Genomic DNA, 19965 nt, shown 5'->3' with positions numbered 1-19965 from the left:
GTCACCGGAACGGACGAGCACGGCGGGCGGGCCCGGGCGGGCCCGCGATAGGAGGGGACTCATGAGACAGTCCCGAACAGCGGCGGGTGCCTGCTCCCTCCTCCTGGCGGCTGCCTGCGCCTTCGCCGACCCCGCGACGGCGGACGTGGCACTCGCGCCCACCGGCTACGTGGCCCTCGGCGACTCCTATTCGGCCGGCGTCGGAGCCGGCGACTACCTGTCCTCCGGCAAGGAGTGCAAGCGCAGCGCCCGGGCGTACCCGGTGCTGTGGGCCGAGGCCCACGCGCCGTCGTCGTTCACCTTCGCCGCCTGCAACGGCGCCCGGACGACCGACGTCCTCGCCGACCAGCTCGGCCACCTCAGCGCGCGCACCGGCCTGGTCACCCTCACCGCAGGCGGCAGCGACTCGGGCTTCGCCGCGGTCATGACGACCTGCGCGCTGGGCGGCGACACCCGGTGCCGGGCCGCCGTCTCCCGCGCCCGTACCGCGATGGACCGGACGCTCGCACGCGACCTCGACCGTCTGTACACCGCGATCGGAAACCGGGCGCCCGCCGCCCACGTCGTGGTGCTGGGCTATCCGCACCTGTACCACCTGAGGGGCACCTGCCGTCTGGGCCTCGCGGACAGGGACCGCGCCGCCGTCAACGACGCCGTGGACCACCTCAACGAGGTGATCGCCAGGGGCGCCGCCGCCCACGGCTTCACGTTCGCCGACGTCACCGCCGCCTTCGCCGGCCACGAGATCTGCTCGGCCAGCCCCTGGCTGCACGGCGTCGACGTGCCGGCGATCACCGAGTCGTACCACCCCACAGCACCGGGCCAGTCCCTCGGCTACCTCCCGGCCCTCACCCGGGTGTCGTGACCGGGCCCGGGGCGTCCCTAGAGCGGTCCGGGCAGCGTCGGCAGGTGCACGGTGCCGGTGTGGACGCCGTCCAGCAGTGCGGCGTACGCCGCGATCATGCGCGTACGGCTGAAGCGCTCGCGGCTCGCCGCCAGGGCCGGGGCGAGGCCGGCGCGATCGGCGACCGCCGCCGCCCAGGCCAGGGCGATGGCGTCCGGGTCCTGCGGGGTCACGAAACCGTGGCCCCGGACGATCTCCGCGCTGTCGCCCACGTCCGTCGTCACGGGCACGGCGCCGCACATCATGCCCTCGATCAGGCACAGCGGCGCCGCCTCCCCCGAGGCGGAGGTCAGCGCGACGACGTCGGCGCCGGCGTAGACGGTCTCCATGTCGCGGCGTACGCCGAGCAGGCGGATCCGCTCCGCGAGGTGCCGGTCCGCGCCGAACGCGATCTCGATGTCGGCCCACAGGGCCGGGTTGGTGTCGTTCATGCCGGCGCCGCACATCAGGACCCGGCCCTCGGGCTCGCGGGCGAGCCAGGCGCGGGCGGCGCGCAGCAGGAGCGGGATGTTCTTCATCGGGGCGTAGCGGGCCGCGAAGACGACCACCGGTGCGGCGGCCGGGATGCCCAGCGACGCGCGGAACGCCTGCCGGGCCGCCGCGTCCGGGCGGAAGCGGAGCAGGTCGACGCCGTTGGGGATGACGTGCAGCAGCCGGCCCGGGATGCCGGCGGCCTCATAGGCGGCCCGGGTGGACTCGGCGCAGCACACGCACGCGGCCACCGTGCCGTCGGCGATGGCGGCCTTCAGCTCGTCCAGGGCCGGGCCCTGGTTCTCCGGGTCCGAGCGGTGCAGGCAGACCACGACCGGACGGCGGGGCAGGCCGGCCTGGTTCAGCAGGGCCAGCGGCTGTTCCTTCAGGGAGAGGATCACATCGGCCCCGGCCATCGCCCGAGCCGTTTCGGCCATCTCGGGGCCGCTGAAATCGTTCGCCGCGAGCGCCCCGTCCACCAGGCCGGCGCTGCGGCCGAGCGAGGTGACGCCGATGCCGTCGGCGGTCAGCGCCCGGTAGCAGGCGTCGTCCTCCATGCGCTGCCGGGTGGCCTCGCGCCGGACCTCGCCGTGGATGCTGAGTACCTGGTGGGACTGGCCGCCCTCGGCCAGTCCCCGTATGACGTCGCTGTGCACGATCCGGGCTCCTCCGGAGAAGAAGCCCTCGTAGACCGACAGCACCCGCAGTCCGTGCCGCTGCCGCACGTGACCACCCGCCTTGCATAAATGATCGAGAAGATCGAGCCATCCCCGTCCAAAGCGGGTTAGCCGATATGAGGCGGTACGGACATTGCGTACGGGTTAACACGGAATGTCGCGCGTGAAACGGTGGCTAACAGAATTCCTTCTCGATCACGGCATCGGCGTCCCCCGACCAGTCACCGTTGAAATTCAGCGCCAGGGAATGCCGGCCGTCGGGCGTCGTCACCGCCGCAGAGGCGGAGCCGTGGATGCCTCCGCCATGCCCCCAGACATGAACGCCGCAGGTCAGCCGGGTGTCCATCAGGCCGAGGCCATAGCGGGCGTCCGGGATTCCCCTGGCCTCGACGGTGGTCTTCATTTCCTTCAGCTGCTCGGGCGGCAGGAGCTTTCCGCGGAGCAGGGCGCTGTAGAAGCGGTCGAGGTCGGCGGAGTCCGAGATCATTTCACCCGCGGCGGAGGCGAAGGACGGGTTGAGGGTGGTGACGTCGTACGCCGGGCTGTTCGGATCGGTGAATTTCGAGTAGGCGCGGCTGCTCGGCCGCGGCACGGTGACCTTCGTACCGGGCAGGGACGTGGCCCTCAGACGCAGGGGGCGGATGATGCGGCGCTCGATCTCGGTCGCGTACGAGTGTCCCGTGACCTTCTCGATCACCATGCCCGCCACCACGAAGTTGGTGTTGGAGTAGCGCCAGGACGTGCCCGGCGCGAAGGACGGCTCGTGCCGCATCGCGACCGCCACCAGTCGGCGCGGGCCGACGGTCTCGTAGCGGTGCCGGGCGAAGCCCGCCTCGGTGAAGTAGTCACGGCCGAAGTCCGCGTCCTCGGTGTAGTTGGCGATGCCGCTGGTGTGGTTCAGCAGCTGCCGTACGGTGATGTGCCGGCCGTCGTGACCGTGGCCGTGGACGACCCCCGGCAGCCACCTGTCCACCGTGTCGTCCAGGGACAGCCGGCCCTCCGCCTCCAGTTGGAGCAGAACGGTGGCGACGAAGGTCTTGGTGATGCTGCCGACGCGGTAGCGGTCGGCGGTGGAACGCGGCTCGCCCGTGCGCAGGTCGCCCACGCCGGCGGTGGCGGACCAGGTGCCGTGGGCGTCCTTCGCGGTGGCGGTCGCGCCGGGCACACCGGCCGCGACCGCCGCCTCGATGGCCTTGCGGGTGCCGGCGTGGCCGCCGTGCGCCCGCGTGCCGGTGGCGGCCACGGCCGGTGCCGCCAGGGCCGCCGAGACGAGCAGGGCGGTGGCGCCCACCAGGGTCGTGCGTACGCGCATGTCTTCCCCCAACCTGGAATGTTCGGTCCGGTCGGGGAAGAGAACCTGTGGCGGATGCGCGAAGGTTGCTTGCAGGTACCCCAGTTGAGTGAATTTCAGCCCTTCTTCAGCACCAGTTCCGTGTTCCGGTCGGCCGGGCCGCCCGCGAGGGTCTTGTTGGCGCCGGGGGCGTTGCAGGCCAGCTCGCGGTAGAGGGCGGCGAGGCCGGTCTGGGAGAGGTCGGCGTAGTCGGTGCGGTGCGGCGCGGCGGACTCGATCAGGGTGGTGAACACGGAGACCGTGCCGTCCTTGTTGTCGGTCAGCTCGATGATGCGGGCCAGGTGGGGGTAGTCGATGTGGGAGGCGGTGGAGATCTCCCAGAAGGACCGGCCGCCAAAGGCCTGGTGCGGGGTGATGACGTTCCTGTGGACGTGGCCGTTCACCCAGGCGAGGACACGGGGGTGGGCGGAGAGGACGGAGAGCACCTCGGCACCGGTGTGGCGCTTCTCGCCGGGGCGGGCCGGATCGGGGCGGGTGTTGTTCATGGAATCGCTGGTGTGGTGGCTGAAGACGACCGCGTAGGAGTCCTTGTTGTCCTTGAGCGTCCGGTCGAGCCACCTGAGCTGGGCGGTGCCGATCGAGCCGTTGTAATGGCCGCCGGGGTCGGTGGTGTCGAGGCTGATGCCGATGACGTCCTCGGAGACACGGAAGGCGTAGTACTGGGTGCCCGCGTCGAGGTTCGCCGAGGAGTAGCCGTGGCCGACCGGGCCGTGGCCCTGGTGGGCGGGGTCCAGGTGGGCCTTGAGGTAGTCGCCCTGGGTGTACGGGGCGCGCCGCTCGTCCGGGGTGACCGAGCGCATGGAGCGGGCGTGGGCCTTGAGGAAGTCGCGGTAGCCGACGCCCTTGGGGTCGGTGGCGTTGTTGATGCTCTCCAGGAGCTTCTTCGCGTCGGCGGCGGGGACGTCCATCAGCTTCTTCCCCCCGATGGCCGCCTCGGCGAGATAGGGGTCGCCGTGGGAGCCGTACGCGCCGAGCGGGAGGGCGTCGTGGTTGCCGACGGTGGAGTACCAGGGCAGGTTGAGGCCGGGGCTCCGCACCTCGCGGATCGCGGCGGCCAGGAAGCCCTGGAGGTGCGGGAAGCCGAGCGCCTTGTCGCCGTCCCGGGTGGTGGAGTCGGGCTGCCAGTACAGCTTCAGACCGCTGTTCTGCACGCCCTCGTAGTGCCTGGGGTCCCCGGAGTTGGGGCTGATGCGGCCACCGCTCATCACCTTCATGAACCACTCCAGCTCGGAGTGGGCGTTGTTGTCGGTGTTGTCGCCGGTGGTCATGACGAAGTGCAGCGGGGCGCCGGTGACCGGGGCGCCCCGCAGCGCGTTGACCCGCTCGACGAGCGAGACGGCGCCGGGCACGGTGAGCGCCTCGTGCGGGCGCCAGGAGTGCTGGTCGGCCGCGCGCAGGAACTCCCAGCGCAGGGGATGCTGAACGTCCATCAGGTGCAGGTCGGTGAACTGGACGAACGCGGCGAGGGTCGTACGGCGGCCCGCGCGGCCGGACCTGGGGGCGGCCAGCTCGCCGCGCACCACCCGCTGCCAGCCCGGGCCGTCGGCCAGACGCCGGTAGCCGGAGCTGTTCCGGGGGGTGGCGACGGAGGCGAGGGTGGTGCCCTTGGTGTACGGGGCGAGCGAGGCAGCGGCGGAGACCCTCCGGGAGGCGGCGACGGGTGCCTCGGCGGAGGAGGTGGCGGTGGTGGCGGCCCGGCTGTCGGCGGGGCGCACGGCGTAGCCGACGCCCGCGGAGAGCGAGACCGCTCCGGCGGCGGCGAGGACGGTACGGCGGTTGACCTCCGAAGCGGAGGTGGTGACAGAGCGTGAGCGCGACATGGCGCGATCTCCCCGAGTGCGAACGCGTCGGCAGTGGTCACGGGACGTCGCCTGCGCGAACGCCCCGCTCACTCTGGATGCTTGGTACCCGGGATGACCTGCGCGTGAACGCGGCGGCAACACGCAGCACCGATCGCCGTACGTGGATCACGGAGTACGGGACGCGGTCACGGAGTGGATTGCGCGTGGCCGAGGGGCGGTTACTCCTTGTTCATCTCCCGGGGTAGGAGACGGGTCCCGTCGACCAGATGGCCGTCCGCGGGGCGCTCCCGCCGCAGCCGCAACGCGATGTCCACCAGACGCACCCGGTTCAGGTCCGGGACGGCCGAAAGGTCCTGCCACGCGGCGAAATCGGTGGATCCGCCGACCTCGTACCGGAGTTCACCGCCGGTGACCTCTCCTTCGTAGAGGAGACGCAGGGCGTGGTGGGCGGTGGGGCGACGCAGCCCTCGGCGGGGGAAGAGATGGCGCCGGGAGTCCACGCCGAGGAGACCGGTCACCTCGATGCGGTAGCCGGTCTCCTCGGTGACCTCGCGGCGGACGGTGTCGTACGGATCCTCGCCGTGCTCCATGCCGCCGCCGGGCAGCACCCATTCGGGGGTTCCGTCGGGGGCTGGTGAACGAGCGAGCAGGATCTGTCCGTCCCGGACGCATACGGCGTAGGCCGCCACCCTCAAGTTCCGTCGCATCCCTGGACGTTAGCCCGGCACGTCCGGATTGGCCGGGGAATACTCGGGCGCGGACCAGCGCAGGGGCAGGGCGGCCGGGGCCCACCGGGCCTCGGTGAGCCTGAAGCGGACCCTGCGGTCGCCTCCGGCGGTGATGTCGGTGTGCGCCTCGCCGGTGAGCTGGAGGGTGGTGCCGGTGGTCCAGTCGAGGAAGAGGAGGCCGGCGCGGGGATCGGTGCGCAGGTTGCCGAGGGTGAGGAACATGGCGTTGCCGGGGTAGTCGGGCCAGGTCAGTTCGCGGGGTGAAGCGACCTGGACGAAGCCGGGGTTGCCGCCGCGGTGGCTGGCGTCGACTCCTGCGGAGTGGATCGTGGCCAGGAAGAAGGTGTCGGCCGAACGGATGAACTCCGTCGCCCGCGGGCCGAGTCCGGCGAGCCTGCGGGGGCTGCCCGGTGTGCGGTCGCCGACCGTCTCGTACGTCTCCCTGCGCTGGATGTGTCTGGGGCAGTTGGAGAACACCCGGTCGGCCTCGATGGCGAACCCCCGGGGTGTCGGTCTCAGCCGGCCGTTGAGACGCATGCGGCGACGGGTTCGGGGGTCCAGGGCGATGGTGCCGATGTGGCCGCCGGGGGCTTTGAGGGCCGCGGCGAGGGGGTCGGACCCGGGCCCGGCACCGGTGACGACGGACACCTGCCTCGGACCCGTGGCCCGGACGAAACCCGGTGCGCCCGTGAGCGCCGACGCCCACACCCTCCCCGTTCCCGGATCCGCCGCTCCCACCACCAGCAGCGGCTGGAGTTCCAGGAAGGCCGCCGCCACCGGCTTGATGTCCTGGCCGAGGGAGCGGCCCACGTGGTCGGCGCGGTCGCGTACGCCCATCAGTTCCTGCACGGCGAGTGAGCCCGCGTGATAGGCGCCCATGGCTAGAAGAAGCCGCAGGTCGGGGCGGAGGCGTGGGGGGCGGGGGCGCCGTCGGGGCCGAGCGGGGCGGCGATCTCCAGGCGGGTGCCGTCCGGGTCGTGGAAGAAGATCCCGCCCGAGGTCCCGCCCTCACGGTGGGCGACCACGCCGTCGTGGGCGAAGTGCACCCCGGCGGCCCGCAGCGCGGTCTCGTACTCCCGGACGCGGTCGATCGAGTCGACCGTGAAGGCGAGGTGGTGCAGTCCGGGGCGACCGCTGTCGTACGACCCCTGCGCCTGCTGCCAGAGCGTGACGAGCGGGGCGCCGCCGCTCTCGCCCAGCATCGCCCAGCGCTGGCCCTCCTCCTTGCCCTCGGCGAGCACGGTGAAGCCGAGGAGGTCGCGGTACAGGGCGAGGGAGCGGTCGAGGTCGGTGACGTTGAGACCTGCGTGCGCGATGCGCGGAGCCATGGTGTTCTCCTCCGAGGCGACTATCTAACCTTCTTTATCCACGTTAAGAGGTTAGAGACCCGACGGTCAACCGCTCACCTACAATTGAGTGGTTAGGAGAGAAGGAGTGCCCGATGACCGCCGCCCGCGACCCCAGGCCCCTCACCGGCGAGCCTCTCGCCCTCGACCTGCTCAACACCCGGTGGAACCGGGAAGGCGTCACCCAGGACCTGCTCGACGGCACCGCGGGGCTGGCGGTGTGGCTCGCGGGCAACGGGCTGGCCGGGACCCAGGCGCCCGACGCGGAGGTGCTGGAGCATCTGCGTGAGGCGCGCGAGGCGATCAGGGCCGCGGTGCACGGGTCACCGCGGGAGGCGGCGCCGCTCGTGGACGCCGTACTGGCGCACGGGCGGATCCGGGCCCGGCTGACGCCCGAGGGCCCCGCCGAGGAGCCGGAGTTCGCCGATCCGTCGTGGGGGCCCGCCTGGCTCGCCGCGCGGAACTACCTGGACCTGATCACGCGGGCCCCGGAGCGCATCCGGACCTGCTCCGGTGGCGGCTGCATCCTGCACTTCTTCGACACCTCACGGAACGGCACCCGCCGCTGGTGCTCGATGGCCGTGTGCGGCAACCGCGCGAAGGCGTCCCGGCACTACGCGCGCTCGAAGGAGAACTGACGGCGAAGGGGAACCGACGGCCGAAGGGGAACCGGCGGCGCCGACGCGCGGAGGCGTACGTCACACCGCCGTGTGGCCGTGCCCCGGACGGGCAGGGGCGGGACGGCACGGCAACCGTCGCCGGGGTGATCGCGTCCCACCCTTCGGGCACGCCGCGCAAAGAATTGGACAGGTGGACCGGGGTCGGCCGCATGATGGAAACGCCCCGGTCATGCAAAGAGACACATAGAGGGAGTCACTGTGAGGGTCGGAATCGTCGGAGCCACCGGTCAGGTCGGCACGGTCATGCGCAGGATCCTCACGGAGCGGAACTTCCCGGTCACCGAGCTGCGCCTGTTCGCCTCGGCCCGCTCGGCCGGGTCCGTGCTGGACGGCGTGACGGTGGAGGACGCGGCGAGCGCCGACTACACCGGCCTGGACATCGTGATCTTCTCCGCCGGCGGCGCGACCTCCAAGGCGCTGGCCGAAAAGGTCGCCTCCCAGGGCGCCGTCGTGATCGACAACTCCTCGGCCTGGCGCCGGGACCCCGACGTACCCCTGGTGGTCTCCGAGGTGAACCCGCACGCGGTCGCCGACCGTCCCAAGGGCATCATCGCCAACCCGAACTGCACCACGATGGCCGCGATGCCGGTCCTGAAGCCGCTGCACGAGGAGGCGGGCCTCGAAGCGCTGGTCGTCGCCACCTACCAGGCGGTGTCCGGTTCGGGTCTCGCGGGCGTGGCCGAGCTGCACGGCCAGGTGCAGAAGGTCGCCGCCGAGGCCGACAAGCTCACCCACGACGGCCGGGCGGTCGACTTCCCCGAGCCGAACGTCTACCAGCGCACCATCGCCTTCAACGTGCTCCCGCTGGCGGGTTCGATCGTCGACGACGGTCTGAACGAGACCGACGAGGAGCAGAAGCTGCGCAACGAGTCCCGCAAGATCCTGGAGATCCCCGCCCTGAAGGTCTCCGGCACCTGCGTGCGCGTGCCCGTCTTCTCCGGCCACTCCCTCCAGGTCAACGCCCGCTTCGCGCGCCCGCTCTCCCCCGAGCGAGCCACCGAGCTCCTCTCCGGCGCCCCCGGCGTGGCCCTGTCCGACATCCCGACCCCGCTGCAGGCGGCCGGCCAGGACCCGTCGTACGTCGGCCGCATCCGCCGCGACGAGACGGTGGACAACGGCCTCGCCCTGTTCATCTCCAACGACAACCTCCGCAAGGGCGCCGCGCTGAACGCGGTCCAGATCGCGGAGCTGGTGGCGGCGGAGCTGTCCGCCCAGTAGGTCACCCGCGCGGAAGGGGCGGTCACGGTCACGTGGCCGCCCCTTCCGCGCACCGGCCCGGGGTGAGCGCCGCCGGCCCGGCGAGAGCGGCCCCCGCCGGCCCGTGGACGGCATGCGGCGGGGCCGGCCGCGGGGCGCGGGGATCGCCGCCCCGGAGCCCCGCGGGAGGCCGGCGGCGGCTCAGCCCCGCCGTACCTCGTAGAGAAAGCACCCGAACTCCACCGCCCGCACCTGAACCAACGCCACCTCGGGGCCGGCGAAGGCGTCCGCGAAGGCCTCGTCGAAGCGCTCCGGGGGCTCCACCAGACGACCGCCCAGGATCCGTCCGTCCGCCGCGTACCGGCGGAGCACCCGGTGGGCGTTGGTGAAGGGCAGGCCGGTGCCGGACGGCCCCGGGCAGTCCCCGGCATGGATGAAGACCGGGCCCTGCTCGTCGTACGCGCCGGGATCGGCGCCCGTCTCCGCGGCCCAGCGGCGCAGCGGGGCGTACGAGACCAGGGCGATCCGCTCGCCCGGCGCGCTGTGGCGCAGGCAGCAGCGCAGCGGGGCGCCGCCCTCCTCGTCGGTGAGGGGAACCGGGGTGCGGCCCGCGTCGTCGGCGGTCCGCAGCTCCTTCAGCACCCGGGGCGGGACGGGACGCGGGGTGTGTGTCGTCGTCATGCGTCCAGCGTCCTGCCGCGGCGCCCCGCTGACCGGCGGGAACCGGACATCGCGTTCCCCGTGGGTCCCATGGAAGGATGGCGCAACCGACACATAACGAGGAGATGACCGCGTGCCTGGCACAAACCTGACTCGCGAAGAGGCGCAGCAGCGGGCCGAGCTGCTCACCGTTGACTCGTACGAGATCGATCTCGACCTCTCCGGTGCGCAGGAGGGCGGTACCTACCGGTCCGTGACCACGGTGCGCTTCGACGTCGCCCGCACGGGCGCGGAGTCGTTCATCGACCTGGTGGCGCCGGCCGTCCACGAGGTGGTCCTCAACGGCGACCAGCTGGACCCCGCCGAGGTCTTCAAGGACTCGCGGATCGCCCTGCCGGGGCTGCTGGAGGGGCGCAACGTCCTGCGGGTCGTCGCGGACTGCGCCTACACCAACACCGGCGAGGGCCTGCACCGCTTCGTCGACCCGGTCGACGAGCAGGCCTACCTCTACACCCAGTTCGAGGTCCCGGACGCCCGCCGCGTCTTCGCGTCCTTCGAGCAGCCGGACCTGAAGGCCACCTTCCAGTTCACCGTGCGCGCGCCCGAGGGCTGGACGGTGATCTCGAACTCGCCGACGCCCGAGCCCCAGGACAACGTCTGGGTCTTCGAGCCGACCCCGCGCATCTCGTCGTACATCACCGCGCTGATCGTCGGCCCGTACCACTCCGTGCACAGCGTGTACGAGAAGGACGGGCAGTCCGTGCCGCTGGGCATCTACTGCCGCCCGTCCCTCGCGGAGTTCCTGGACTCGGACGCGATCTTCGAGGTGACCCGGCAGGGCTTCGACTGGTTCCAGGAGAAGTTCGACTACGCGTACCCGTTCGCGAAGTACGACCAGCTGTTCGTGCCGGAGTTCAACGCGGGCGCGATGGAGAACGCCGGCGCGGTGACCATCCGCGACCAGTACGTCTTCCGGTCCAAGGTGACCGACGCGGCGTACGAGGTCCGGGCCGAGACCATCCTGCACGAGCTGGCCCACATGTGGTTCGGCGACCTCGTCACGATGGAGTGGTGGAACGACCTGTGGCTGAACGAGTCGTTCGCCACCTACACCTCCATCGCCTGCCAGGCCGCCGCGCCCGGCTCGCGCTGGCCGCACTCGTGGACGACGTTCGCCAACTCGATGAAGACCTGGGCGTACCGGCAGGACCAGCTGCCGTCCACGCACCCGATCATGGCGGACATCCGCGACCTGGACGACGTCCTCGTCAACTTCGACGGCATCACCTACGCCAAGGGCGCGAGCGTGCTGAAGCAGCTCGTCGCGTACGTCGGCGAGGACGAGTTCTTCAAGGGCGTGCAGGCTTATTTCAAGGCGCACGCGTTCGGCAACACGCGCCTGTCGGACCTGCTCGGCGCGCTGGAGGAGACCTCCGGCCGGGACCTGAAGACCTGGTCGAAGAAGTGGCTGGAGACGGCGGGCATCAACGTCCTGCGGCCCGAGGTGGCCACGGACGCCTCCGGCGTCATCACCTCCTTCGCCGTCCGCCAGGAGGCGCCCGCCCTGCCCGCCGGCGCCAAGGGCGAGCCGGTCCTGCGCCCGCACCGCATCGCGATCGGCCTCTACGACCTCGACGCCGGGTCCGGCAAGCTGGTGCGCACCGAGCGCGTCGAGCTGGACGTCGACGGCGAGCTGACGGCCGTACCGCAGCTGACGGGCAAGCGCCGCCCGGCGGTGGTCCTGCTCAACGACGACGACCTGTCCTACGCGAAGGTGCGTCTGGACGAGGAGTCGCTGGCCTTCGTCACCGAGCACCTGGGCGACTTCGACGCCTCCCTCCCCCGCGCCCTGTGCTGGGCCTCGGCCTGGGACATGACCCGGGACGCCGAGCTGGCCGCCCGCGACTACCTCGCCCTGGTCCTGTCCGGCATCGGGAAGGAGTCCGACATCGGCGTGGTGCAGTCGCTGCACCGCCAGGTGAAGCTCGCGATCGACCTGTACGCCGACCCGGCCGCCCGCGAGTCCCTGCTGGCCCGCTGGACCGATGCCACGCTGGCCCACCTGCGTGCGGCCGAGCCGGCGAGCGACCACCAGCTGGCCTGGGCCCGTGCCTTCGCGGCGACCGCCCGCACCCCCGAGCAGCTGGACCTGCTGGAGGCGCTGCTGGAGGGCACCCAGACCGTCGAGGGCCTGGCCGTGGACACCGAGCTGCGCTGGGCGTTCGTGGAGCGCCTCGCGGCGGTCGGCCGCTTCGACGAGGCGGAGATCGCGGCCGAGTACGAGCGGGACAAGACCGCGGCCGGTGAGCGGCACGCGGCCACCGCCCGCGCGGCCCGCCCGACGGAGGAGGCCAAGGCGGAGGCCTGGGCCTCGGTGGTCGAGTCCGACAAGCTGCCGAACGCCGTGCAGGAGGCCGTGATCGGCGGCTTCGTCCAGACCGACCAGCGCGAGCTGCTCGCGCCGTACGCGGACCGCTACTTCGAGGTCGTCAAGGACATCTGGGACGCGCGCTCGCACGAGATCGCCCAGCAGATCGCCATCGGCCTGTACCCGTCGGTCCACGTCTCCGAGGAGACCCTGGCCAAGACGGACACCTGGCTGGCCGCGGCCGAGCCGAACGCGGCCCTGCGCCGCCTCGTCTCGGAGTCCCGCGCGGGCATCGAGCGGGCGCTGAGGGCCCAGGCGGCGGACGCGGCGGCTTCCTAGCCGTCGCCACGGCCACGAGGGCGCCCGGCATCCGTGCCGGGCGCCCTCTGCCGTGCTCAGCCAGGGCACATCCCCCGTGCTCAGCCGGGGAACATCCCCCCGGTCACGTTCACGAACGTGCCGGTGATGCCCGCCGCGTGGTCGGAGGCGAGGAAGACGGCCGTGGCGGTGATCTCGGCCAGGGTGGGGTTGCGGCGGGTCATGCGCAGGCTCGCCAGGTGGTCGAGGATGCCGGCGACGTTCACGTTCGGGTCGACGGTGCGGAGCTTGTCCCCGCTGAGCGTCTCCGGGACACCGGCCGCCCACAGGCCCACCGCGCGCACCCCGCGCGGGCCCAGTTCCATGGCGAGGTTGCGCACCAGGGCGTCGGCGGCGGCGTCGGCCGGGCCGGTGCCGCCCATCATCGGACTGCCGTGCGCGGAGCCGCTGTTGAGGGTGAGGATCACCCCGGAGCCGCGCTCGGCCATGCGGCGGGCGGCGGCGCGGGCGGTGAGGAAGGCGGCGCGGGTGCCGTCGAGGACGGGGCGCAGGAAGTCGTCGGCCGGCATCTCCGTCAGCGGTGCGCCCTGGACGTCCCCGCGGCTGACGAGGTTGAAGGAGATGTCGATCGTGCCGACCCGGCCCGCGTGCTCCTCCACGGCCGCCTCGTCCAGCGCGTCCACGACCGCCGTCTCGGCGTGCCCGCCGGCCGCCGTGATCTCCTTCGCCACCGCGTCCAGAGTGTGGCGGGTACGGCCCACGAGGTGCACCCGCGCGCCCTCGCGGGCGAAGGCGCGGGCCACCGCACCGCCGATCGAGCCACCGGCGCCGTAGATGATCGCGGTCTTGTCGGTGAGCAGCATGGTGAACTCCCTGTCGGTGTGTCGTCACGTTCACCGGTACTGACGTACGGCGCCCCGCGCGCTCATCGCTCACAGCCGCAGCGGCAGCCCGAACGCCGGGAACAGGTGCGGTTCGAAGGAGGTGATCTCCGCGACGCGGTCCTCGGCGTCGAAGCGGAGCACGTCCAGGACCTGGGCGCGGTAGACGTTCGTACCGGGGCGGCGGACGTAACCCCCGGCCGCGAGCTGCCCGTTGGCGCGGGCGGGCAGGTGGCGCCAGTGGCCCAGGAACAGGGGGGACGCGGGGTCGAGGCTGGGGCGGAGGAAGGCGAGCAGCGCCGCGCGGCCCGTGAACCAGAACGGGTTGGGTGGCATCGTCAGCGTGACGTCCTCGGCCAGCAGCCCGGCCATCGCGTCGAAGTCCAGCCGCTCGGCGGCCGTCATGTACCGCTGGAGCGTGGCCCGCTGGGCGTCCGTGGGCGGGGTGGCCGTCCAGTCCGTACGGCTCGCGGGCAGATGCTCGCGCAGGGCCGGGCGGGCGCGTTGCAGCGCGCTGTTGACCGAGGCCACGGAGGTTTCGAGGGCCTGCGCGGTCTCGGCGGCGGTGAGTCCGAGCAGGTCGCGCAGCACGAGCGCGGCGCGCTGCCGGGCCGGCAGGTGCTGGAGCGCGGCCAGCAGGACCAGCTCCACGGTCTCGCGCGCCTCCGCGGCGCTGTCCGGCAGCTCGTCGTCCGGGCAGGGCTGCAGCCAGGTGATCCGGCCGGGCGGCTCGCCGGGGCCGTGGTCCATGCCGGGAAGCGGCTCGTAGTGCTGCGGGCGGCGGGCCGTACGGCGCTGGAAGTCCAGGCAGGCGTTGGTCGCGATGCGGTACAGCCAGGTACGGGCACCCGCCCGCCCCTCATAGCCGTCCCGGGCCCGCCAGGCCCGCAGGAACGTCTCCTGGACCAGGTCCTCGGCGTCGTCGTAGGAGCCGGTCATGCGATAGCAGTGGGCGCGGATCTCCCGGCGGTGCGCCTCCGTGAGCGCGGCGAAGGCGCTCTCGTCGAACGGCGGACCGGCGACGGTCGTCCCGCCTGATTCCGTCACGGGGGATTCCGTGACGGGGGATTCCGTGACGGAAACCGGGCTGCCGCCCCCGGGGGTTTCCGTCACGCCGGTCTCCGTGACGGATCGCTCCGCCGTCTCCTGCGCGAGCCGCGCGATCCGGCGCAGCCGGGCCACGGAGGCGGACAGCTCGGTCACGCCCGCGTACAGGGCGGAGGCCGGCCTCGGCACCAGCGCACCCGCCTGCCGGCCGACCGACTCGATCAGCTCCTCCAGGTCCCCGCCGCCCTGCCGCCCCCGGTACGCCCGCTGCCGGCAGGCCGCCGAGCAGTACACCGAGCTACGCCCCCGCCGACCGGCCCGCGCGGGAAGAGGACCGCCACAGCTGGCGCACGTGTCCACGGCCACCCCTCCCACCAGAACCACTCGCACTCCGGGTCAGCGATCCTCGCGCACCGGCACGGTCCCCGCCAGCCCGGGCGGCGGACGCGGCGGCCGAGTAGCCGCCTGTACGGCCATGGGGGGCGCCCAGTGCCACCACGGCGCCCCCAAGTTGTGAGGTCCAGTACGAGTTCACCCCCGATTGACACCGGCGGCCGCCGCCCCCAGCGCCTCCAGCACCCGGGCCACCGCCCGCCCCGTCTCCCCGCCCCTGCGCACCGCGGCCGTCACATGCCGCACCGGCCCGCCCGGGCCGAGGTCGCGCAGGACCACCCCGTCGCGGCGGCCCGCGGCCATGCGCGGGACCAGGGCCACTCCCATGCCGGCCGCGACCATGGCGAGGATCGCGGTCCAGCCGGAGGCCGAGTGGCCCTGGTGGGGGCTGAAGCCGGCCGCCTCGCAGGCGCGGCGGGTGATGTCGGACCAGGGGCCGCTGCCGCCGAAGATCCAGGGTTCGGCGGCGAGGTCGGTGAGGGTCAGGGCGGGGGCTGCGGCCAGCGGGTGGCCGGGGGGCAGGGCGACGTCCAAGGGGTCGGCCAGCAGGGGGACCTGGGTGAACCGGGCGTCCGCCGCGCTGGGGGCCGACGCCGCGAGGGACAGGGCGAGGTCGGCCTCGCCGGCGGTCAGCAGGTCGTAGGCCTCGGCGGCCTCCGCCTCTCGTACCCGGACCGTCACCCGGGGGTGCGTGGTCCGCAGGGCCTGTACGGCCGGTACGACCAGGGCGGGTACGGACGTCGGGAACGCGGCGACCCGGACCTCCCCCGCCTCCCCCTGGACGTACGCCGCCAACGCGGCCTCCGCGCGCTCCAGTTGCTCGAAGACCGGCTCGGTGTGGGCCAGCACCAGCCGGGCCGCGTCGGTGAGCCGGACCCGGCGGCCGCGCGCCTGGAGCAGGGGCACGCCGAGCTGCCGGGCGAGGTTGGTGAGCTGCTGGGACACCGCGGACGGGGTCATGTGCAGGGCCTCGGCCGTCGCGGTCACGGTGCCGCGCTCGCGCAGGGTGCGCAGGATCTGCAGCTTCCGGATGTCCCACTCGGCCATGCCGGGAAAGCTACACGTCACCTGCGGGATCCCGCGCCCAGCACCACCCCGCCCAGGATCAGCGCCATCGACAGCAGTTGCGGCAGGCCGGTCGTCTCGCCGAGCACGGCCCAGGACAGCAGGGCCGAGCAGGCCGGCTGGAGGTGGTAGACGATGCCCGCGCGGGTCGCGCCGATCAGCGCGACGGCCTTGTTCCAGGCGAAGAAGGCCACCGCGGAGGAGGCGACGCCGACGTAGAGGAGGGGCAGGACGGTGGCGGGGGTGGGGTGGAAGGAGCCCTGCACGGTCACGCTCACCGCCTGCGCGGGCAGCAGCAGGACCGTGCCGGTCAGGAAGGTGGTGAAGAGGAAGCCGGTGCCGCTCAGTCCGGCGGGCCGGCGGCGCAGCAGCGCGCTGTAGCCGGCGAAGCAGCAGGCGGCCGCGATCATCCACAGGTCTCCGGTGGCGAAGCCCGCGCCGCCGCCGACGAGCAGCGTCGCACCCGCGCAGGCGATGAGCAGCCCGGTGGTGCGGCGGGCACCGAGCCGTACGCCGCCCAGCCGTTCGAAGACCGCCATGAGCACCGGCGACGCGGCCATGATCATGCCCATGGTGGCGGCGGGCGCGGTCAGTCCGGCCTGGTTGACGAGGGTGTTGTACACCGCCACACCGAGGAAGGACGCGAGGAGGACGTAGCGGGCGTGGCGGCGGATCAGCGCCCGCTGCCGCCAGGCCTGCCGGGCGCCGAAGGGGGCTACGGCGAGCAGCGCGACGACCCAGCGCCAGAAGGCGTGCTGGACGGGCGGGACGCTGTCGTGCAGACCGCGCGAGGTGACGAAGCTGCCGGACCAGACGAGGGTGGCGAGGGCGGCGAGCGCGAGGCCTGCCGCGGGAGCGGCGCACGTGCGGGCGGACGGGGCGGAGGTGGTGGTCCTGGGCAGGACGGCTGCCACGGGGCTCCTTTCGGCGGCGGGTGTTCCGTGTCCCCTACCGTCGCAGCGCCGGATCCGTCAGGTCCATCGAATCTTTTCGACGATTCTTTTCAGCTGAACTGAAAGATCGGCGCCTGCCTCCGCCCAGCTGCCCCGCCAGCGCCGCGCCGAACGCCAGCGCCATGCCCGTCACCTGCACGGGGGTGAGCGTCTGACCGAGGGCCGCCCAGCCGACGACGGCCGCGGTCAGCGGGGAGAGCGGGCCCAGGAAGGCGACCTGGGGGGCGGTGAGCCGGTCGATGCCGCGGAACCAGAGCCAGTACGCCACCGCGGTGTTGGCCAGCGCGAGGTAGGCGTAGCCGCCGACGGCCCTGACGTCCAGGGCGGGCGGGGCGCCCTCGGCCAGGACGGCGACCGGCGCGATGAGCAGGCCGCCCGCGGTGAGCTGCCAGCCGGTGAGCGCCAGCGGGCCGACCCCGTCCGGCCGGCCCCACCGCTTGGTCAGGACCGTACCGGCGGCCATCGAGGCGGTGGCGGCGACGGCCGCGAGCACCCCGACGGCGTCGAGCGTGCCGGTCCCCTGGAGGACGACGAGGCTGACACCGAGCGCGGCGACGACGCCGGTGACGAGCGTGCGCGGGGCCGGTCGCCGCCCGAGCAGCAGCGCCGCGAGACCGACGACGAACAGCGGCTGCACCGAGCCGACGACGGCGGCCATACCGCCGGGCAGCCGGTACGCCGACACGAACAACAGCGGGAAGAAGGCACCGATGTTCAGCGCGCCGAGCACCGCCGACCTCCACCACCAGCCGCCGCGCGGCAGCACCCGGGTCACCGCCAGCAGGACGAGCCCGGCGGGCAGGGCGCGCAGCAGTGCCGTGAACAGGGGGCGGTCCGGGGGCAGCAGTGCCGTGGTGACCGCGTAGGTGGTGCCCCAGGAGACCGGGGCGAGCGCGGTGAGCAGGACGGTGCCGGATCGCCTCATGACCGGATCCCTTCGGGCTCGGCGACGACGGGAGCGGACGCGAGGGCCTGGACGGGGACGGTGGCCCGGGCCGGGGTGGGGGCGCCGGTGCGGACCACCGGCGTCGGCACGCGTACCGCCTCGGCCGGCCGCGGGCGCACCGCCTCCGCCGGCAGGTGGCGTTCCGCGCGGATCAGGAGGGCGGCGGCCACCGCCGAGGTCAGCACGAGGACGGCCCACGGTGCCCGGCCGTCCAGCGCGAGCAGGGACGTGAACAGGGAGGGCGCCACCGCCTTCGCCAGCGACCAGGACATCTGGTACGCCGCCAGGTACCGTCCGCGCACCGCCTCGGGCGCCGCCTCGACCGCGAGCACCTGGGCGGCGGGGCTGTGGATCAGCTCGCCGAGGGTGTAGACGAGGACCACGGCGACCATGGCGCCGCCCAGGACCGTGTCCGACGTCGGCCGCACGGTGCCGAGCACGATCAGCGCGGCGAAGGCGGCGGCGAACAGCGCCCCGCCCAGCGCCGCCGCGCGGGTGCGCCGGGCACCGGCCCTGCGGACCCGCGCACCGACACCGACCCCGGCGACCGCGCACAGCACGGTGTTGAGGGTGAAGGCGGTACCGGTGAGCACCGAGGGCCCGTGCAGCCACTCCACCATGAACAGCGGGAAGAGGACCGACAGCGCCGAATAGCTCAGCGCGTTCAGGAAGTTGGCGCCGGTGACGACCAGGAAGGACCGGTCGGCGAGGACGAGCCGGTAGCCGGCGCCGGCCCGGTGCGGGACCGGGGTCTCCTCCCCTGCCGCGGGCGCCGGCCGCAGGGGCCGCAGCAGCAGCGCGGCGAGCGCGAAGGAGAGGGCGTTGCCCCAGGCCGCGTACGTGTAGCCGGCGCTGCCCGCCAGGGAGATGACCAGTGTGGCGAGCAGTGCGCCCGCCCCGTTTCCGGCGTTCTGCAGCGCGCGCGTCGACGCCTGCAGCCGGTCCCGCCCCGTTCCGCGCGCCACCTCGCCGATCAGGGCCTGCTGGGCCGCCGGGAAGGCCCGGTCGGCGGCGGCGGTGACCAGGGCCACGGCCGCGAAGGCGGGGAGGGAGTGGGCGAAGGGGTAGAGGGCGAAGCCGGCGACCCGGACCCCGGACAGCACATACAGCACGCGCTTGGCGCCGTACCGGTCCACCGTCGTCCCGGCGAGCGGCAGTACGGCGATGCCCGCGAGGCCGGTGGCGGTGAGCACGGCGCCGACGAGCGTGAAGGACAGCCCGGTCACGGCGTGGAAGAAGACCAGCGTGAACGGGACGTACATACCGGTGCCGACGCCGTTGACGGCGGCGTTGAGCGGCAGCGCCCATGCGCCGGGGATGCGTTCGCTCTTCGGTGTTCCCATGCGTGCCCCCTGGAAGTGACTTGATGGAAAGTAGCTTAGCACTAAGCAACTTTCCATCAAGCTACTTTCTTGCTGGCGACCGTCCCGCACGGGATACTCGGCACATGAGTGCAGGCAAGGATTCCGTCGACGCGATCGTCGACCAGTGGGCGGCCGTGCGGCCCGACCTCGACTCCAGGGCGATGGAGGTCTTCGGGCGGATCTACCGCCTGGCCCGGGCCATGGGCGACCGCATGGAGAAGACGTACCAGTCGTTCGGCATCTCCCGCGGCGAGTTCGACGTCCTCGCGACCCTGCGCCGCGCCGGTGAGCCGTACACCCTCTCGCCGCGCCAGCTGTCGGGCACCCTCATGCTCACCACCGGCGGGATGACCGGTCGCCTCGACAAGCTGGAGAAGGCCGGACTGCTCCGCCGCTCCCCCGACCCGCACGACCGCCGGGGCCTGAAGGTGACGCTGACCGAGAAGGGGCTGGACGTCATCGACCGCGCGGTCGGCGCGGGCCTCGCGGTCCAGACGGAGGCTCTGTCGTTCCTCGACGACGAACAGGTCGGCCAGCTGAACGGCATGCTGAGGGAGTTGCTCGCGGGGACACTGGAGGCGCCGCACTGACCGCCGACGTGCGCGGCGGCCGTCGCGCTGGATCCGCGGTGCCGCTGCCGGTGGCCCGGCAGGTGCACCCCGACCCCGAGCAGGCCCGCACCCTGGCCGTACCGTGTGCCGCCGAGCCGCTCGGGCCGGCCCTGAGCCGCCATGTGCCGCGACCGCCGCCGGCCCGGAACCTGCCGGCCGGCGCGGGCCGACCGCACAGCGGTACCTGACGGCACCGAACCTCT

Annotated in this window: 19 protein-coding genes; 6 read left to right on the top strand and 13 right to left on the bottom strand. The window is 73.0% G+C overall.

Annotated features, from left to right (window positions below):
- The first annotated feature begins 61 nt into the window (after positions 1–61).
- Positions 62–865 carry an SGNH/GDSL hydrolase family protein gene (locus tag ABT171_RS20885; RefSeq protein WP_351245862.1) on the top strand — a complete coding sequence of 268 codons (804 nt, stop codon included), beginning with the start codon at positions 62–64 and terminating at the stop codon, positions 863–865.
- A gap of 17 nt (positions 866–882) precedes the next feature.
- On the opposite strand, the gene ABT171_RS20880 is transcribed toward ABT171_RS20885, so the two are convergent.
- The 6 genes from ABT171_RS20880 to ABT171_RS20855 all read right to left on the bottom strand — a co-directional run bounded on the left by ABT171_RS20880 (position 883) and on the right by ABT171_RS20855 (position 7261).
- The gene (locus tag ABT171_RS20880) at positions 883–2076 is read right to left on the bottom strand and encodes a glycosyltransferase (protein WP_351246013.1); all 1194 of its coding nucleotides are present in this window, start codon (positions 2074–2076) and stop codon (positions 883–885) included.
- Positions 2077–2227: 151 nt separating this feature from the next.
- Complete coding sequence (locus tag ABT171_RS20875) at positions 2228–3364, bottom strand: serine hydrolase domain-containing protein (RefSeq protein ID WP_351245860.1); 1137 nt, start codon at positions 3362–3364, stop codon at positions 2228–2230.
- Positions 3365–3459: 95 nt separating this feature from the next.
- Complete coding sequence (locus ABT171_RS20870; RefSeq protein ID WP_351245858.1) at positions 3460–5223, bottom strand: TIGR03767 family metallophosphoesterase; 1764 nt, start codon at positions 5221–5223, stop codon at positions 3460–3462.
- Between the two features lie 200 nt (positions 5224–5423).
- Positions 5424–5912: an NUDIX hydrolase gene (locus tag ABT171_RS20865; RefSeq protein WP_351245856.1), complete on the bottom strand. Its 489-nt coding sequence runs from the start codon at positions 5910–5912 to the stop codon at positions 5424–5426.
- A gap of 9 nt (positions 5913–5921) precedes the next feature.
- Positions 5922–6812 carry a pyridoxamine 5'-phosphate oxidase family protein gene (locus tag ABT171_RS20860; RefSeq protein WP_351245854.1) on the bottom strand — a complete coding sequence of 297 codons (891 nt, stop codon included), beginning with the start codon at positions 6810–6812 and terminating at the stop codon, positions 5922–5924.
- Between the two features lie 2 nt (positions 6813–6814).
- A complete protein-coding gene (locus tag ABT171_RS20855) occupies positions 6815–7261 on the bottom strand; it encodes a VOC family protein (protein ID WP_351245852.1) in 447 nt (148 codons plus the stop codon).
- Between the two features lie 113 nt (positions 7262–7374).
- Between ABT171_RS20855 and ABT171_RS20850 the strand changes: the two genes are divergently transcribed.
- Complete coding sequence (locus tag ABT171_RS20850) at positions 7375–7917, top strand: CGNR zinc finger domain-containing protein (protein WP_351245850.1); 543 nt, start codon at positions 7375–7377, stop codon at positions 7915–7917.
- A gap of 240 nt (positions 7918–8157) precedes the next feature.
- Complete coding sequence (locus ABT171_RS20845; RefSeq protein WP_351245848.1) at positions 8158–9177, top strand: aspartate-semialdehyde dehydrogenase; 1020 nt, start codon at positions 8158–8160, stop codon at positions 9175–9177.
- A gap of 180 nt (positions 9178–9357) precedes the next feature.
- Here the strand turns inward: ABT171_RS20845 and ABT171_RS20840 are convergent, their stop codons facing one another.
- Positions 9358–9837 carry a DUF1203 domain-containing protein gene (locus ABT171_RS20840; protein WP_351245846.1) on the bottom strand — a complete coding sequence of 160 codons (480 nt, stop codon included), beginning with the start codon at positions 9835–9837 and terminating at the stop codon, positions 9358–9360.
- Positions 9838–9949: 112 nt separating this feature from the next.
- Here ABT171_RS20840 and pepN point away from each other — a divergent pair, with 112 nt between their 5' ends.
- Positions 9950–12523, top strand: coding sequence for an aminopeptidase N (gene pepN / locus ABT171_RS20835; protein WP_351245844.1), 2574 nt, complete (start codon positions 9950–9952; stop codon positions 12521–12523).
- 80 nt (positions 12524–12603) lie between these two features.
- On the opposite strand, the gene ABT171_RS20830 is transcribed toward pepN, so the two are convergent.
- From ABT171_RS20830 to ABT171_RS20805, 6 genes are all read right to left on the bottom strand, one after another.
- Complete coding sequence (locus ABT171_RS20830; RefSeq protein WP_351245842.1) at positions 12604–13365, bottom strand: SDR family NAD(P)-dependent oxidoreductase; 762 nt, start codon at positions 13363–13365, stop codon at positions 12604–12606.
- 69 nt (positions 13366–13434) lie between these two features.
- Positions 13435–14796, bottom strand: a complete 1362-nt coding sequence (locus tag ABT171_RS20825) for an RNA polymerase subunit sigma-70 (RefSeq protein WP_503075885.1) — start codon at positions 14794–14796, stop codon at positions 13435–13437.
- A 165-nt stretch (positions 14797–14961) separates the two neighbouring features.
- Positions 14962–15870 carry a LysR family transcriptional regulator gene (locus ABT171_RS20820; RefSeq protein ID WP_351245838.1) on the bottom strand — a complete coding sequence of 303 codons (909 nt, stop codon included), beginning with the start codon at positions 15868–15870 and terminating at the stop codon, positions 14962–14964.
- A 17-nt stretch (positions 15871–15887) separates the two neighbouring features.
- Positions 15888–16802 (bottom strand): DMT family transporter, encoded by a 915-nt coding sequence (locus ABT171_RS20815; RefSeq protein WP_503075884.1) that lies wholly within the window; start codon positions 16800–16802, stop codon positions 15888–15890.
- Positions 16803–16836: 34 nt separating this feature from the next.
- Positions 16837–17766, bottom strand: coding sequence for an EamA family transporter (locus tag ABT171_RS20810; protein ID WP_351245836.1), 930 nt, complete (start codon positions 17764–17766; stop codon positions 16837–16839).
- Positions 17763–19130 (bottom strand): MFS transporter, encoded by a 1368-nt coding sequence (locus ABT171_RS20805; RefSeq protein ID WP_351245834.1) that lies wholly within the window; start codon positions 19128–19130, stop codon positions 17763–17765. Before ABT171_RS20805 ends, ABT171_RS20810 begins: the two co-directional genes overlap by 4 nt.
- A 104-nt stretch (positions 19131–19234) precedes the next feature.
- On the opposite strand from ABT171_RS20805, the gene ABT171_RS20800 reads away from it, so the two are divergent.
- Positions 19235–19741 (top strand): MarR family winged helix-turn-helix transcriptional regulator, encoded by a 507-nt coding sequence (locus tag ABT171_RS20800; RefSeq protein WP_351245832.1) that lies wholly within the window; start codon positions 19235–19237, stop codon positions 19739–19741.
- Positions 19742–19779: 38 nt separating this feature from the next.
- The gene (locus ABT171_RS20795) at positions 19780–19950 is read left to right on the top strand and encodes a hypothetical protein (protein ID WP_351245830.1); all 171 of its coding nucleotides are present in this window, start codon (positions 19780–19782) and stop codon (positions 19948–19950) included.
- Positions 19951–19965 lie beyond the last annotated feature (15 nt).

Source organism: Streptomyces sp. NPDC001851, assembly GCF_040297165.1.
GTDB lineage: Bacteria > Actinomycetota > Actinomycetes > Streptomycetales > Streptomycetaceae > Streptomyces.
This window is presented reverse-complemented; position numbering and strand designations above follow the sequence as displayed.

Excerpts from the sequence above, each read along its gene's own strand:
- ABT171_RS20885 (WP_351245862.1), top strand. The coding sequence starts at position 62 with ATGAGACAGTCCCGAACAGCGGCGGGTGCCTGCTCCCTCCTCCTGGCG.
- ABT171_RS20875 (WP_351245860.1), bottom strand. The coding sequence starts at position 3,364 with ATGCGCGTACGCACGACCCTGGTGGGCGCCACCGCCCTGCTCGTCTCG.
- ABT171_RS20870 (WP_351245858.1), bottom strand. The coding sequence starts at position 5,223 with ATGTCGCGCTCACGCTCTGTCACCACCTCCGCTTCGGAGGTCAACCGC.
- ABT171_RS20865 (WP_351245856.1), bottom strand. The coding sequence starts at position 5,912 with ATGCGACGGAACTTGAGGGTGGCGGCCTACGCCGTATGCGTCCGGGAC.
- ABT171_RS20860 (WP_351245854.1), bottom strand. The coding sequence starts at position 6,812 with ATGGGCGCCTATCACGCGGGCTCACTCGCCGTGCAGGAACTGATGGGC.
- ABT171_RS20855 (WP_351245852.1), bottom strand. The coding sequence starts at position 7,261 with ATGGCTCCGCGCATCGCGCACGCAGGTCTCAACGTCACCGACCTCGAC.
- ABT171_RS20850 (WP_351245850.1), top strand. The coding sequence starts at position 7,375 with ATGACCGCCGCCCGCGACCCCAGGCCCCTCACCGGCGAGCCTCTCGCC.
- ABT171_RS20840 (WP_351245846.1), bottom strand. The coding sequence starts at position 9,837 with ATGACGACGACACACACCCCGCGTCCCGTCCCGCCCCGGGTGCTGAAG.
- ABT171_RS20830 (WP_351245842.1), bottom strand. The coding sequence starts at position 13,365 with ATGCTGCTCACCGACAAGACCGCGATCATCTACGGCGCCGGTGGCTCG.
- ABT171_RS20820 (WP_351245838.1), bottom strand. The coding sequence starts at position 15,870 with ATGGCCGAGTGGGACATCCGGAAGCTGCAGATCCTGCGCACCCTGCGC.
- ABT171_RS20810 (WP_351245836.1), bottom strand. The coding sequence starts at position 17,766 with ATGAGGCGATCCGGCACCGTCCTGCTCACCGCGCTCGCCCCGGTCTCC.
- ABT171_RS20805 (WP_351245834.1), bottom strand. The coding sequence starts at position 19,130 with ATGGGAACACCGAAGAGCGAACGCATCCCCGGCGCATGGGCGCTGCCG.
- ABT171_RS20800 (WP_351245832.1), top strand. The coding sequence starts at position 19,235 with ATGAGTGCAGGCAAGGATTCCGTCGACGCGATCGTCGACCAGTGGGCG.